Consider the following 13,650-nt stretch of genomic DNA (forward strand, 5'->3'; position numbering starts at 1 on the left):
GTTCAGGCCTGTCCCGCCGCGCCCGCGTCCCTGACCATCCCGGCGACCGAGCGGACGGTGATCGTCGCGGGCGACTCGGCACGGGCGAGGTCGACCGACCACCGCTCGGCCGCCTTCACCAGCACCAGGCGGTGCTGCAGGGAGTCGAGCCCGAACTCCGCCTCGAGGTCCACGTCCGGAGTCACCATCTCCGCCGGGATCTGCAGCGCGGCGGCGTAGTCCTCGCGCAGGTGGCCGATCATGTCGTCGTTCGAGTCGGTCATGGCGTGCTCCTCGTGACTGGTGAGGTGGGCGGTGATCTGACGGATCTCGGCTTCGGCCGACCGTTTTCTGAACGGCGCGGACACGCGCACCCGGTCACCGAGCGTCGCGGTGACCAGCCGTGTCGACGTGTCCTTCACACCGCATTCGACGAACTCGCCGACCCCGGCCGACCGCAACTCGGCGACGGCGCCGCGAAAGTCCAGTGGCCGCACCATCTGGAGGGCGGCGAGCAGGACCAGATCGTCCTCCGGCTCGAGAGCCCTGGCGAGCACCGGGGACCAGACCGCGGTGCGCAGCGGCGCGGCCTGGACGCCTCGCACGGACTGGAGGTAGCGCTCGAACGCGGGCTCGAGAGCGGGGTGGTGCTGGGCGTATGGCCCCGCGCGCAACGGAGTCACGGTGACGCCTCGGGCGCCGGCGAGGTCTCCGAGTCGCATCATCTGGTCAGCGGGACCGGACAGAACCACCTGTGCGGGACTGTTCACCGCCGCGACTGAAACGCCTTCCGCCTGTTCGGCGAACGCCCTTCCCTCCTGTGGCGACAGCATGAACGCCGCAGTCGCGGCATCGTCATCCGCGTGGGCCGCGAGCGCGACGGCGCGTTCGCACAGCAGGAACGCACCGTCCTCGACGGTAAGGCCGTTCGCGGCCACCAATGCGGTGATCTCGCCGAGGCTGTGCCCGAGCAGAACGTCCGGGCGAACCCCGAACTCGTCCAGGAGGACTCGGTAGCAGGCCAGTTGCGCGTGGTAGGTCTGCAGTTCGAGCAGCGGGCTCCACGAGCTGAGATCGGGTCCGGTCAAGACGGACGGCCAGCCGTAGCCCGACGTGACGGCGTCGATCCGCCTCGCGATCCCGGCGGCGATGCCACGGCCGGCCGGGCAGTAGGCGAACGGATCGGCGAAAACGGCTCCCGCACCGGAGAAGCAGAAAGCTGTCCGCCAGCCTGCGGAGGTGGGCATCTTCCTCCTCCGGTCGGATGCCGGGACAGCCGGTACTCGGTCGTGCACCGGCATGGTACGAACACGCTCACACCGCAACCAAGGCACTGTCTCGTACGTTGGGACCACTGCGCATGGAACCCGCGACTGTCATCACCCCTTGTCCTCGTTGGAGGCTGTTGCACGACGCTTGGACCCCTCGCGGGCGCCGTGAGCGCGCTCGGGTGTCCGAGCATGAAGGAGGCCTCCTCGAACAGGCGGCCGATCTCGTCGTCGTGCATGGATGTCACGACGATCTGGCTCTTCAGCCAGCCGGCACCGGATGCAGCTCCTACCCGACCACAGGACCGAGGCCGAGCGGTTCTCGGAGACCGGTCGTCTCGCCGCAATGCGATCCGTGCATCAGGTCGAGCATTTCGTCGCGGGCTTGCCGCAGTGACCCGGGCTCCCCGCCGGTGATGACGACCGCCGCTCCGGCGCGGCACATCTCCTCCGCGAAGACGCGACCGAACCCTGCGGCTCCACCCGTGACCGGAACCCTCTGCTCATCGCGTTCCTCCGGCGCCGACGTCGTTCAACTGGTGCACCAGCGCTTTGCCCATGGCGGAACGCGGAATCCGGTCGACCGCGGTGATCGACCGGATCTTCTTGTAGGGCGCGACCCGGCACGCCACGAAGTCGGTCACCTCGGACAACGCCACCGGCCCGCTCAGCACGACGTATGCGACCGGGATCTCGCCCGCGACCTCGTCCGGCGCTCCGGTCACGACGGCGTCGGCGACGTCGGGATGGCTGAGCAGCACGGATTCCAGCTCAGCGGGCGCGATCTGGTGGCCCTTGTACTTGATGAGCTGTTTGATCCGGCCGACGATCGTGACGTGTCCGTCCCGCTCGCGCCGGGCGATGTCACCCGTGTGCAGCCAGCGCTCGTCGTCGGCGAGGCCGTGCACGGTGCCGTCCTCGCCCAGGAAGCCCGGCGACACCTGCGGGCCGCGAACCCAGATCTCCCCGGTCTCCCCGTCCAGTCCGGTCGCCGGGTCCACGAGCCGGATCTCGGTGTCGGGCAACGCCTTGCCGATCGAGGTCGGCACCGCAGGGATGCCGTCGGGCGGGGCGAAGGTGCACCCGGCTTCCGTCATGCCGTAGCCCTGCACCACCGGCACACCGAGCAGGCGGGCACAGCTCTGGGCGACGTTCGCGGGGAGCGGGGCGCCACCTGAGTAGACCAGGCGCAGGCTGCTCGTGTCGCGGCCACCGGTGCCGCCGCGGCGGGCGAGCTCCGCGAGGATGCTCGGCACCAGGTACGCGACGGTGATCTTCTGCGTTTCGATGACCTCCACCAGGTCGTCGATGTCGAAGGGAGTGCGGACCGTGACAAGTGTGCCGCCCGCGCGAAGCGTGGGGTTCATCGCCATCTGCATGCCGTAGATGTGCCGGAACGGTGTCGTGGCGAGCACGACGTCGTCGGCGGCGAGCCGGTGCACCGCGCCGATCTGGTCCAGGTTGGACACCAGGTTGCGGTGCGTGAGCACGATCTGCTTCGGGAGCCCGAGGGACCCGCTCGAGGTGGCGAGCAGCGCCGGCCGTTCGCCTCCGACGGCCGGGCCCGCGTCGACGACCGATACGTCGAGCCACTGGTGCCAGCCGATCGTCCTGCCGTCAGACGACGACTCGTCGAGCACGACCACGGTGCGCAACGACGCGGCCGACGGGAGAGCGGACAGCTGCCGCCACGACTTCGACGAGGCGACCACATGGGCGACACGGCACTGTTCCAGCACTGGCTGCCACTCGTCCGGGGTGCCGAGCGGTTCGAGAGGGAGCACGACGCCACCTGCGAGCAGGGTGCCGTGGTAGGCCACGACGAACTCGGCCGTGTTGTCGCACACAAGTGCAACAACCTCGTCCGGACGATGGAGCCGTGGACGCAGTGCGGCGGCGAACCGTTCAGCAGCTCGTTTCAGCTCCGGGTACCGATACGAGCGTCCGCCGCTGTGCTCGATGAGCGCTGTGCGCTGGGACGTGGCGTCCTGCCAGACCGACTCGGCGAGGTTCCTCGTCCAGTGCCCGTATGTCGTCATACCTTCTCCTGCCGCTCGCACACGGGCGCATCGAGGAACCCCCCGCCGCTCCGGGACGCGGCCCAGTCCATGCCCGGCTTCGTCACTTGACGGCTACATCAGGCGCCCACTGCGGGCAGCGTGCCCGGACCGCGCTCCGGAGCGGCAGGACGGTGACGACACTAGAGGCAGGACGAGCAGAACACCCCTGTGGACTTCCGCAGTTGTCGCTCGTCCGGCCGCGGATGCCGCGCAGGCTCGTGCCCGTGGATCGCGATCCGGGCGGTGGACGCGTTCGCGATCTGGCCGGTGCTCGGTGCCGGCGTCGTGACACGACCACCTGGACACGAGCGCCCGAGAGTCGGTTGTGGACAGTCGCGGCACCGTTCCCGCTTGACCGATGGCGTTGCTGTGCCCGACACCTGTCGAACCGCTGCGCGAGCGACGTCCCAGCTCGTGGAACGATGGGCAGACAGCGCGCGGCTGCCGACACACAATCGGCCGGTGGACATCGAAAGCACAACACCTACCTCCGTCAGGTGGATCACGTCGTTCGCGCCGTGGTCACCGACCGGTTTGGGAGGCGAGTGGAAGCACCGGGTGGTGCGCGGCCCCGGTCTCACGCCGGTCACCTGGTGACTTCGTCTCAACCCACCATCACCCACTGGAGCTCGCATGTCGACGGTTCACGACATCGTCACCCACGACGTCACCCTGCCGGGCCGGATCGACGCGGTGATGCTGGAGCGGGCGAGCGGGGTGCTCGACGTCGGGTTGTCCGAGTCCGGCCGCGGTGAGCTCGAACGCTGCCGCCGGTTCGTCGACTCGGTCGTCGCCGACGGCCACGAGGTGTACGGCGCCACCACGGGGTTCGGTCCGCTGGTGACCTACGCCGGCCGGGACACCGCGGCCGGGCAGTGCGACAACACTCTGCAGCACCTCACCGCAGGACAGGGCGCCGACCTGCCGATACCCGTGGTGCGGGCGACGGTCCTGGCTCGCCTGGCGTCGCTGACCAAGGCCAGGTCCGGTGTCACACCCTCCGTTGTGGACGGTCTGACCGCGATGCTGCGCACGACGTTCACCCCGGCGGTGCCGACCTACGGGTCGGTCGGAGCCAGCGGTGACCTCGTCCCGCTGGCCTACGTCGCACAGGCACTGCGTGGCACCGGTCACGCCTATGTGGACGGTGCGCGGCTGCCCGCGGCCGAGGCGTTGCGGGCGGCCGGACTCACGCCGCTGGAGCTCGACGGGCGCGACGCGCTCGCCCTGGTCAACGGCACCTCGCTGACCGCTGCCACCGCGGGTCTCGCGTGGCGGTCGATCGGCCGTTCGCTGCACACCGCCGCCGCGTTGAGCGCGCTGCTGGCGGACGTGCTCGGCAGCACCACCGCGTTCCTCGACCACCGGCTGCTCGCCGCGTTCGGCCACGCCGCCGCCGGTGAGGTCGGCGCACGCATGACCGCGATGCTCGACGGAACCCGACCGACCGGCCTGCGGCCGCTGCAGGAGCCGTACAGCGTCCGGTGCACCCCGCAGCTCCTCGGCGCCGCGACGTCGGCGCACCGGTATGCGGGCGGGGTGGTGCACGACGACCTGAACGGGGTCAGCGACAACCCGCTGTTCTTCGTCGACGACGAGGCCGTCGCGCACGGCGGCAACTTCTTCGGCCAGCCCTGCTCGTTCGTGAGTGACCTGCTCACCACGGTCGCGGTGCAGGTCGGCAACCTCACCGAGCGGCAGCTGGATCTGCTCGTCGACCCCAACCGGAACACCGGACTTCCGCCGATGCTGTCACCGTGTCCTGGTGTGCACCACGGGGTCCAGGGCGTGCAGCTGGCGTCGACGGCGATCGTGGCGGCGATGCGCCGGCAGGCGGTGCCCGCGAGCGTGCAGAGCCTCCCGACGAACCTGCACAACCAGGACATCGTCCCGTTCGGCACGCAGGCGGCGCAGAACGCGTGGGAGACCGCGCGGTTGCTGCGGCACCTGCAGGGCGGTCTGGCGGTCGCGCTGCGGCAGGCGGTGCACCTGCGCGCCGACCGGCCGACCGCGCCGTTCTGCGCCGGCCTCGCCGACCGGCTGGCCGAGGTGGTCCCGCCGATCGAGCAGGACCGGCCGCTGGACGCCGACGTGCGCCTGGCGGCCGGCGTCGTGGACGCCTACGTCGCCGGTGCCGGGATGGCCGAGCCCGGTGACCCCGGTGGTTCCGGGGACGTCACGACCGCAGCGTGGAACCAAGGCCTCTGAGCCGCCGCACCGATCGAGGAGGTCTGGCATGAGCGTGACCCTGAACGGCGCCACCCAGGTGGACAAGCGGATCCGGTTGACGCCCGAGATCCTCGACTACGTCCTCACCTGCACCGAGCAACCGGTGCCGGTGCAGCAGTGGCTGATCGACGCCACGACCGCGCTCGGGCAGGTAGCCGAGATGCAGGTCGCCCATGAGCAGGCGGTGCTGTTCACCCTGCTCGCGGCTGCGAGCAAAGCACACCGGATCGTCGAGGTCGGCACGTTCACCGGCTACTCCGCGCTCGCATTCGCCAGAGGCATGCCCGCCGAGGGCGTCATCGACACCTACGACATCACCGACAAGTGGTCGTCGACCGCGCGGCGGGCCTGGCAGGAGGCCGGGTTCGCCGACCGCATCCGCCAGCACATCGGTCCGGCGGCGGACCTGCTCGACCAGCTGCCTCCTGAGCCGGCCGTGGGCCTCGTGTTCATCGACGCGGACAAGGTGAGCTACATCAGGTACTGGGAGCAACTGGTGCCCCGGGTCGTCGACAACGGACTGATCATCGCCGACAACGTGCTGTACGCCGGTGAGGCGACCAGCGTCCACGCCGAGGGCAACGCCGCTGCCATCCGCACGTTCAACGAGCACGTGCGGGCCGACGACCGGGTGCAGGCGGTCATGCTGCCGCTGGCCGACGGGCTGACCATCGCGCGCAAACTACCCGCCGGGTACCGGCGATGATCTGACGAGGACGGTCTGAGCGCGGGCACGGGGTATCGAGCTGACCGAGTCGGCCAGCTCGATCCCGGTTCCGCCGGGACGGACGGACAGCCGGGACGTTCACGGCAGGGCGACCCCGATGGGCGCCTCGGCCGCCAGGGGCTCGCCGACGACGGCGATCAACTCGTCGACCATGCCGGGGAGGTCGGTGGGCAGAAGGGCGAACACATCGGCCCTCGCGTCGATCGGATCAGCGGCGAGGTCGTCCCGGACCGCGCCCAGCCGCGTCAGCATCGCGGCGGTGAAGCCGGCTTGCGTGACCGCTTCCCGGTGTACCAGGAAGAACTCGTCGAACAGGTCGCGTTCCGCGTCCGTGACGCCGTTGGCCGCGCGGCCTCCGTGGCCCTTGAACAGCGAGGCACCTCCGGGCACCAGCATCTGCGCCACGGTCATGTGCACCAGGCGGTTGCGCTTGAGCGCTCGCTTGAGCACGCCGTCGCGAGGCAGGCTCAGCGTGCTGAGCAGACCGGCCACCCACTCGTGGTCGCGGGCCCACAGTCCGCTGAACGCCGGGTGCGTCGCGGCCATCCGCGGACGGATGGACCGGGCGTAGACCTCCGGGGTGCAGCTGCCCGCGTAGAGCAGCAGCGCGCTGTAGCAGTCGTACCACCACGCCGCCCGTGCCGTGCCGGCCTCGGACAGGCCGCCGGTTCGTCCCGCGTCGGCGAGCACGTCCGCGAGCATGCGCCACACGCCGAACGTCAGGTGGTGGCCGATCATCCAGCGGTAGAACGCCCGATCCGAGTCGTCGGCCGCCACCCTCGCGACGGGTGCGGACGCCTTCGGCGCCACCGGACCGGTTCCGAAGACGGGGTCCGGCTCGGCCAGCGGCTCGCCGGGCATCGGCAGGCACAGGACGTCGAGCCCGAGCGGTCGCTCGCGTGCGGTCGTCATCGCGCGGTCCGGATTCCGTCGGACGGGTTCGCGGTGCGCAGGACACCGACGCACTGACACCCGGACGAAGGGGAAATGCTTTGTGCGCACATGGTCATTCGCCTTCTCGGCCCGATGGCCCGGAAATGTCCCGCCCGGCGGAACGCCTGTTGTGCCGGCCGCCCGCGCCCTCCCGTGGTCGCCGGCGAAGCAATGGAAACCCGTTGCGCGGCAAGGGTGGAAGCGCGCGTTCCACTGTCCGGGACGAGTGCGGGTGCGCGGTGTGACCAATGGGCGTAGAGGAAAGCAAGTGTGCGCCCCATGCCCTTGTCGTCGTCTTTTCCTTGGCACCACCACGGCTGTTCGCCAGGCTGTGCCACACGCCGCCCCAGTCGGGCACATCCATGATCTTTTTGAGAGGAACAGCATGGTGAAGAAGTTGATCGCCGGTGCCGCACTCGCGTGCGCTTCGCTCGTGGTGGTCGCCCCGGCCGCGCACGCCGCGTCGTTCGCGGGCGTCTACCCCAACCACGACGCGGCGGTGAAAGCCTGCAAGCAGGGCGTCGCCCAGGGTCGTTGGTACAACACGTGCATGTACCAGGCTTACCCCAACTCCAAGCAGGTCGGCCTCTGGGTCCAGCCCCGGTAGTCCACTTCTGACTGCCCACGGCCGTGCCCGGGCCGGTTCGGCTCGGGCACGGCCGAACGGGCCGAGGAGCCTTCGTGACCAGCTCGGTGGAAAACCTCCGGATCGAGTGGCCGGACGATCCCGCGGCGTTCTTCCGCCACCACACCGAGGTGCTGACGCACATCGGCGCCAGCGCTTTCGCCCGGCCCGAACCTGTGATGAGACAACAGGTCGCCGACCGGTTCGCCCAGGCGACGCTCGCGCAGATCCTGCGGGTCGGCGGTGAGATCGTGGGCTTCGGCCTTTTCAACCAGTTGGCGCAGGACCTGTGGGTCGTCGAGGGACGGGCGATCACACCCGCTCATCAGAGGGAAGGGCTGGGAACGCGGTGCTTCCGCGAGTTCGTGGACACGACCGGGGCGAACGCCGTCGCCACCGTCACGCGCAACCCGGCGGTGTGCCGGATGATGGCGGCCGAGTTCCGCACGGTACTGCCCGACCTGACGTCTGACCGTCCATTGCGGACGCTGCACCACCCCGGCATCGCCACGGCTGTCCGCTCCTACGCCGCACATCTCGGTGCCGACGCCGCAAGACTGCCGTTCATCCGCGACCGCTACCCCGGTGGGCTGTACGGAGTGCGCGACCCCGGCCTGCGCATGCCCATGCCGGAGATCAGCCGTGACCCGTCGTGCGGGATCATCACCGCGGGAGTGGCGTGCTGACACGGGCGTCCGGCACGGTCAGCAGCGCACGCACCGTCGAGGCGACCGCCGCGGGACGGGTCAGGAACCCCTCGTGACCACCGGGCAGGACGGTGAGGCCCACTCCGAGCACGTCGGCCAGTCTGGCCGTGGTGCGACGCAGGGAGGGGTGTTCGCGCACAGTTCCTGCCCAAACGGACTCGAAAGCCCCGGTGCGGTCGAGAACCTCCGGCGATGGGACGAGCATCCCCACCGACCTGGTGAACGCCGAACGGACCGGAGGAGTCTCGATGATCAGCTGGGACCGTTGCGGCGACTCCACCTACGTCGGAGTGCTGAGCAGGTACGAGATCAAGGTGCTGCGCAGCTACGCCAACGGGCTCGTCTCGTTGCTGGACCACCACCTCGCCCTGTTCGACACGACGCCGGACGGGTGGTCCTGGCCGCATCCCTCGCTGCACAGCGACGTGAGAGCCACCGCGATCCTCCGTGCCGAGATCGGGGGGCAGGAACCCGACTGGGTCCACTCCGTCTCGGCGGCCGCGTGCCTGCGCGACGTCTCGACCCGCGCTCACCTGATGGCGTGCGCGCTGTCGTCCTCCACCGGCGTGGTCCGCCTCGCTTCCCGTGCGGAAGCGGAAGCCTGGCTGAGCTGCATCCGGCTCGTCCTCGTCACCATCACCGCGGTGGCCGATGAACGGGGAGAGGTGCGCGGCAACGCCTGCGAGCCGACGGTGTCCTGGTTGACCGAGGTGTCGGCGGGGCTCAGCGCGGTGCTGGACGGTACCGCCAGCCCGACGATGACGGCCGACCGCTGACACTCGATGTCCTTTGTGGACTGAAAGCCGTTCACTCCTCGCTGGTGCGGAAACCCGGGTTTCGCGGGTTTTCCACCTGACGAGCGAGCAGCTCAAGGTGGAAGGCCACCGCTTCGTGATCGCCCCGCTCGAACGCGGCCATCATCTCGGCGGCCGCGGCGGCGGCGAACTGGAGCTCTCCCAAGTCCTGCGCGGAGCGGCCCTCACCGGCGTTCCGCAGTGCCGAGCAGAGCCGGCGCAGCACTTCTCCGAGCGACCGCGCCACGTCAGCCCACCTGCCGGGACGGGGAGCTCGTCAAGGTGCTTCCGGGAGGCGCGCGAGGCGTTCTCGCGCCGCGACGACGATCCGCGCGGAGTCCGCCTCCACGGCCCTCGAGACGTCGTTCACCAGATCGACCAGGGAGCCGTGCTCGTTCTCCCCACCGGGCTCAGACATCCGTTCTCCGATCGCAGCGGTGGCCGCCGTCATCGGCGGTGATCGCGTAGAGCGACCGGAATCAGGTTCCCGCGTGTCGAGCGGCGCCTCAAGCTCGGTGCCCGAACGAACTCCGGACTCTGCCTGAATCCCAGCGGCCGAAAACAGTCCTAAGTAGACATCAGCCTGCGGGCGGCTGCATCCCGGGCCCGGCCTGATGGCACGAACCCGGGACGGGTACACCGTGGCGCGGCGTACAACGGCTGGATCAGCCGACGGCCACTGTACTTCGATCAGGCCGGCCGCGGTTCCGTTCTGCCTGAACGCACACGAAATCGCGCCGCCCTGCACTTCCGGTCAGGCGATCAACTCGTTCCGCCCGTCGGGACGGGACGTTCTCCGGGGCAGCCCGGCGCCACAGCATCCTCTGGTCCGCACCGGTGAGCAGCCACGTCGGCACCGACCGGCCAGCTCGACGAACGCACAACCGGTGCGGGGCGAGCAGTCCTCCCGGCTCGAGGACGAAACGCCGGCAGCTCCCGCCGCCCGCGACCTGCGCTGGTCGGATCACCTCGAAGGATCGGGAGACCTCGTGAGACGCCTTCCACCTTGCCGGTCACCGCGGTGCACACATGAGCGGGGACGTGGTCGAGGTCCGCGGACACGTCCCGGCGGAGGCCGGCGAGGAGCACGGACGGCGCGCGGGCTCGGCGTGCGCGGCTGCGTAGAGGGTCTGGCGGGTTCGGCGCCCGCGCGGCACCGGGAGGTCGACGCGGCGTTCAACGAGGTCGTGTCGTCATTCGCCGGTGACGACGGCTCCCTCGGCGTGTACAAGGGCAAGGTCGTCGACCACCTGGGAGTGGGCACCGTCGTCGGCCGCAACGAGTCCACCGCGCACGACCAGATGTTCCTCGCCGACGCCACCTGGACCGCCGTGGCCGACAAGCTCCAGCGGGCGAGAGACGAGCGCACCGTCCTCGCGGTGGACAAGAAACCAGACCTGAGCGCGACTCGGGCCAGGCCCTTGCTCCTGGCGGACGGCGCTGCCCCGCCTGCCCTTCCGGATGGCGGATCCCGTCCAGATCACGGGAAATCCGGCCGCAGGTGGACCACAAGGGAGAACCGCGCTGCCCCTGAGCACCTGTTACCCCACCGGAGCGGAACGGGCTCCTAACCTCGGAACCGCACTCACTCACGGGTGCCCCAGCGAGGAGGTGGCCGATGGTGCTCACCAAGCCCGAGCCTGCACAGGTCGGCGCGCAGTGGTACCGCGAACGCATGCTCTGGAACACGGCCGTCGCCGGCGGGTCGATCGTGTTGTCGCTCGGCGGAGGGCTGGTCGCGTTCGAGACCACCGCTTCTCTTCTCCTCCGTGCGCGGAAGGTCATGGAGGACAGCGGGATCGAGATGCCTCCCACGGTGCTGGACCGGCGCGGGAGGACCGCGGTGGTCCTCGCGGAGTCCGACGGTGCCGTGCTCGGGCAGTGCCAGATGCCCGGTGGCGTTCGCTACCTCATGGCACCCAGCACGGTCGAGCTGCCGGTGGTGCACGTCGCCGCGGCCGCCCAGGACAGGAGCTGGGTGCGCTGCCCGAAGGCCGACGACCGCCGGCTGCCGTCCGCGAGCTCGGTACTGGCGGCCCTCATCGCGGTGGTTCCGCCCGGCCTGCGCCCGGCGAGGCCCGTCACCGCAGCCGCGCGGACGCGGACGCTCATCGGCTGAGACCGCACCGGCTCCGCGGCCACCGGAACACCCAGGCCGGCCGGAGGCAGACATGTCTGCCTGTTCGGTTCGAGTTCCGACTGGCCGCCGCGATCTCCAGTTGACTGGGATGCCACCGCACTGCGGCAAACACCATGGAGTTCTCGCATGTCTTACGGTTTGGGTGTCGACATCGGCACGACCTACACGGCCGCCGCGGTGTCGGACGCCTCGGGCACCCGTGCCATCCCGCTCGGCCGCGACGTCGTCGTGTCCTCCGTCGTGTTCGCCACCGAGGGCGGCGAGCTGATCACCGGTGACGCCGCGGACGGGGAGTCGAGGAAGCAGCCGCTGCGGGCCTCCCACTCCCACAAGCGGCGGCTGGCCGACCCGACGCCGTTGAAGATCTGCGACGTGGTGCGCTCCCCCGCGCTCCTGATGGCCGCGCAGCTGCGCGACGCGATCTCGCTGGCGACCGCCACGCGGGGACGGCCACCGGAGTCGGTCGTGCTGACCTGCCCCGCGGTGTGGGGGCCGTACCGCCGCGAGCACTTCTCGGAGGTGCCGCGGCTGGCGGGCGTGCGGGACGCCGTCATCGTCACCGAGCCGGAAGCCGCTGCCATGCACCACTCGGTGGAACGCCGGCTCGGCGAGGGCGAGATCGTCGGTGTCTACGACCTCGGCGGCGGCACCTTCGACGCCACCGTGCTGCGGGCGCGGCGGCACGGCATGGAGATCCTCGGCACTCCGGAGGGGGTCGAACGACTGGGCGGCATCGACTTCGACGACTCGCTCGTGGCGCTGGTGGACCAGCGGGTGGACGGCGAGATCACCCGGCTCGACCCGGCCGACGCCGCACACGCACGAGTCCTGCTGGCGGTGCGGGAGGCGTGCCGCAGGGCGAAGGAGGAGCTGTCCGCCGCCACGGACACCGTGCTGCGGCTGGACCTCCCGGACGGCACCCGCGAGGTGACCGTGACGCGCGCGGACTTCGAACGTGCCATCGCACCGCAGCTCGCGCTCACGACGGACGCGTTCCGCCGCACGATCTCGTCGGCCGGCCTGCGCGCGGGCGACCTCGCGAGCGTGCTGCTCGTCGGCGGGTCCTCCCAGATCCCACTGGTGGCCGACACGCTGTCCAAGGCCGTCGGCAAACCGCTCCGCGCCGGACTGCACCCCAAGCTCTCCGTCGCCCTGGGCGCCGCTGCCCTGGCGCGCAACGCACTCCGGCGCTCCCCTGCCGTGCCGGCCGCTGCCCACCGGTCCGCTGCGCCTGCTCATGCGGTGCCCGGACGTCCGGCCGGGCCGCCGGTTCCGGCGGGTGCGCCGACCGCGGGCATGCCAGTGCACACGAACCCGCCTGCTCCCTCGGGCCCGTCGGCGCACGCAGGCCCCGCAGGCCCGCCGTTGCCCGGCATCCGGCCCGCCGCCTCCGTCGACGAGCTCCCGGTGCGGCGTCGCAACTTCACGGCGGCACCGCCCACCCGGTCCGCGCGCAGGCGGAACACCGCCGTGATCGCGGCAGCGGCCGTGACGGTGCTGGCCGCAGGCTCCATCACCGCGGCCGTGGTGCTGACCTCGGGAGGGAACTCCGCCGAACCGACGGCTCCAGCCGCGGCGAACGGCACCAGCACTCCCCCGGCCTCCTCCGGTCCCCTGTTCCTGCACGACGGCCGGGACGTGGCGCCGTTCCACAGCATGGTCGGCTCCGAGGCCAACTGGGCGGGCACCGCGCTGACGGCCGACGGCAAGGCCTCGCAGCAGGCGGTCGCGGTCCGCCCCGCCGACGTCAACGGCTCGAAGGACGGGCGGCAGGTGACGTGGACCGGCAAGGGCGCGGCGCAGTTCTACGTGCAGAACCCCCAGGGCCGCCTGGACGCGACGTCCTACGTGGAGTCGGGCACCCTGACGTTCGACGTGGTCGTCGTCAAGGCGCCCACCGCCGAGGTGTCGCTCGCCGCGCACTGCGGTTACCCGTGCGCCGCGCAGCTCAACGCCACCAGCTCGATGCGGCGGCTGCCGATCGGTGAGAAGACGACGATGCGGATCCCGCTGAGCTGCTTCGCGGGCAAGGGCCTGAACGCGGCGGCCGTCGACGTGCCGTTCCTCGTGCACACCACCGGCACGTTCGAGGCCAAGTTCGCCGAGGTGCGGTGGGAACCCTCGGGGACAACGGGTTCGGCGCCGGTCATCCCGTGCGCCGACCTCTCCTGAGCTTCCGCCTGACGTG

14 protein-coding genes are annotated in these 13,650 nt (G+C 70.7%); 8 read left to right on the plus strand and 6 right to left on the minus strand.

Annotated features, from left to right (window positions below; translation table 11 throughout):
* Nucleotides 1-2: 2 nt before the first annotated feature.
* Together BMY74_RS23730 and BMY74_RS23735 are read right to left on the minus strand one after the other, a co-directional pair.
* Nucleotides 3-1,226, minus strand: coding sequence for an acyltransferase domain-containing protein (locus tag BMY74_RS23730; protein WP_177229883.1), 1,224 nt, complete (start codon nucleotides 1,224-1,226; stop codon nucleotides 3-5).
* Between the two features lie 524 nt (nucleotides 1,227-1,750).
* Nucleotides 1,751-3,286 (minus strand): AMP-binding protein, encoded by a 1,536-nt coding sequence (locus BMY74_RS23735; protein ID WP_089919596.1) that lies wholly within the window; start codon nucleotides 3,284-3,286, stop codon nucleotides 1,751-1,753.
* A 654-nt stretch (nucleotides 3,287-3,940) separates the two neighbouring features.
* Between BMY74_RS23735 and BMY74_RS23740 the strand changes: the two genes are divergently transcribed.
* Both BMY74_RS23740 and BMY74_RS23745 read left to right on the plus strand, forming a co-directional pair.
* Nucleotides 3,941-5,515, plus strand: coding sequence for an HAL/PAL/TAL family ammonia-lyase (locus BMY74_RS23740; RefSeq protein ID WP_089919598.1), 1,575 nt, complete (start codon nucleotides 3,941-3,943; stop codon nucleotides 5,513-5,515).
* A gap of 28 nt (nucleotides 5,516-5,543) precedes the next feature.
* Nucleotides 5,544-6,242: an O-methyltransferase gene (locus tag BMY74_RS23745; RefSeq protein WP_089919599.1), complete on the plus strand. Its 699-nt coding sequence runs from the start codon at nucleotides 5,544-5,546 to the stop codon at nucleotides 6,240-6,242.
* Nucleotides 6,243-6,341: 99 nt separating this feature from the next.
* Here the strand turns inward: BMY74_RS23745 and BMY74_RS23750 are convergent, their stop codons facing one another.
* A complete protein-coding gene (locus BMY74_RS23750) occupies nucleotides 6,342-7,175 on the minus strand; it encodes a hypothetical protein (RefSeq protein ID WP_089919601.1) in 834 nt (277 codons plus the stop codon).
* A 406-nt stretch (nucleotides 7,176-7,581) separates the two neighbouring features.
* On the opposite strand from BMY74_RS23750, the gene BMY74_RS23755 reads away from it, so the two are divergent.
* On the plus strand, nucleotides 7,582-7,803 hold the full coding sequence (locus tag BMY74_RS23755; protein ID WP_089919602.1) for a hypothetical protein: 222 nt from the start codon (nucleotides 7,582-7,584) through the stop codon (nucleotides 7,801-7,803).
* A gap of 74 nt (nucleotides 7,804-7,877) precedes the next feature.
* Entirely contained in the window at nucleotides 7,878-8,507 is a 630-nt protein-coding gene (locus BMY74_RS23760) for a GNAT family N-acetyltransferase (protein WP_089919605.1), read from the plus strand.
* Here BMY74_RS23760 and BMY74_RS23765 read toward each other — a convergent pair.
* Complete coding sequence (locus BMY74_RS23765) at nucleotides 8,485-8,667, minus strand: hypothetical protein (protein WP_089919607.1); 183 nt, start codon at nucleotides 8,665-8,667, stop codon at nucleotides 8,485-8,487. The two genes, BMY74_RS23760 and BMY74_RS23765, sit on opposite strands and share 23 nt — an antisense overlap.
* Nucleotides 8,668-8,776: 109 nt before the next feature.
* Between BMY74_RS23765 and BMY74_RS23770 the strand changes: the two genes are divergently transcribed.
* Nucleotides 8,777-9,304 carry a hypothetical protein gene (locus tag BMY74_RS23770; RefSeq protein ID WP_143091680.1) on the plus strand — a complete coding sequence of 176 codons (528 nt, stop codon included), beginning with the start codon at nucleotides 8,777-8,779 and terminating at the stop codon, nucleotides 9,302-9,304.
* Nucleotides 9,305-9,335: 31 nt separating this feature from the next.
* Here BMY74_RS23770 and BMY74_RS23775 read toward each other — a convergent pair whose 3' ends face one another.
* Together BMY74_RS23775 and BMY74_RS45175 are read right to left on the minus strand one after the other, a co-directional pair.
* Entirely contained in the window at nucleotides 9,336-9,569 is a 234-nt protein-coding gene (locus BMY74_RS23775) for a hypothetical protein (protein WP_089919610.1), read from the minus strand.
* Between the two features lie 30 nt (nucleotides 9,570-9,599).
* The gene (locus BMY74_RS45175) at nucleotides 9,600-9,740 is read right to left on the minus strand and encodes a hypothetical protein (RefSeq protein ID WP_177229884.1); all 141 of its coding nucleotides are present in this window, start codon (nucleotides 9,738-9,740) and stop codon (nucleotides 9,600-9,602) included.
* Between the two features lie 691 nt (nucleotides 9,741-10,431).
* Here BMY74_RS45175 and BMY74_RS23780 point away from each other — a divergent pair.
* From BMY74_RS23780 to BMY74_RS23790, 3 genes are all read left to right on the plus strand, one after another.
* On the plus strand, nucleotides 10,432-10,893 hold the full coding sequence (locus BMY74_RS23780; protein WP_089919613.1) for a hypothetical protein: 462 nt from the start codon (nucleotides 10,432-10,434) through the stop codon (nucleotides 10,891-10,893).
* Nucleotides 10,894-10,940: 47 nt separating this feature from the next.
* Nucleotides 10,941-11,441, plus strand: a complete 501-nt coding sequence (locus BMY74_RS23785) for a hypothetical protein (RefSeq protein ID WP_089919615.1) — start codon at nucleotides 10,941-10,943, stop codon at nucleotides 11,439-11,441.
* A gap of 147 nt (nucleotides 11,442-11,588) precedes the next feature.
* The gene (locus tag BMY74_RS23790; RefSeq protein ID WP_089919619.1) at nucleotides 11,589-13,634 is read left to right on the plus strand and encodes an Hsp70 family protein; all 2,046 of its coding nucleotides are present in this window, start codon (nucleotides 11,589-11,591) and stop codon (nucleotides 13,632-13,634) included.
* Nucleotides 13,635-13,650: the final 16 nt, after the last annotated feature.

Origin of the sequence: Lentzea albida, assembly GCF_900111005.1 — a bacterium.
In the GTDB taxonomy this organism is placed as follows: Bacteria; Actinomycetota; Actinomycetes; order Mycobacteriales; family Pseudonocardiaceae; genus Lentzea; species Lentzea albida.

Coding starts and splice junctions, on each gene's coding strand:
- BMY74_RS23755 (WP_089919602.1), top strand. CDS start 7,582: ATGGTGAAGAAGTTGATCGCCGGTGCCGCACTCGCGTGCGCTTCGCTC.
- BMY74_RS23740 (WP_089919598.1), top strand. CDS start 3,941: ATGTCGACGGTTCACGACATCGTCACCCACGACGTCACCCTGCCGGGC.
- BMY74_RS23745 (WP_089919599.1), top strand. CDS start 5,544: ATGAGCGTGACCCTGAACGGCGCCACCCAGGTGGACAAGCGGATCCGG.
- BMY74_RS23735 (WP_089919596.1), bottom strand. CDS start 3,286: ATGACGACATACGGGCACTGGACGAGGAACCTCGCCGAGTCGGTCTGG.
- BMY74_RS23790 (WP_089919619.1), top strand. CDS start 11,589: ATGTCTTACGGTTTGGGTGTCGACATCGGCACGACCTACACGGCCGCC.
- BMY74_RS23730 (WP_177229883.1), bottom strand. CDS start 1,226: ATGCCCACCTCCGCAGGCTGGCGGACAGCTTTCTGCTTCTCCGGTGCG.
- BMY74_RS23750 (WP_089919601.1), bottom strand. CDS start 7,175: ATGACGACCGCACGCGAGCGACCGCTCGGGCTCGACGTCCTGTGCCTG.
- BMY74_RS45175 (WP_177229884.1), bottom strand. CDS start 9,740: ATGTCTGAGCCCGGTGGGGAGAACGAGCACGGCTCCCTGGTCGATCTG.
- BMY74_RS23785 (WP_089919615.1), top strand. CDS start 10,941: ATGGTGCTCACCAAGCCCGAGCCTGCACAGGTCGGCGCGCAGTGGTAC.
- BMY74_RS23770 (WP_143091680.1), top strand. CDS start 8,777: ATGATCAGCTGGGACCGTTGCGGCGACTCCACCTACGTCGGAGTGCTG.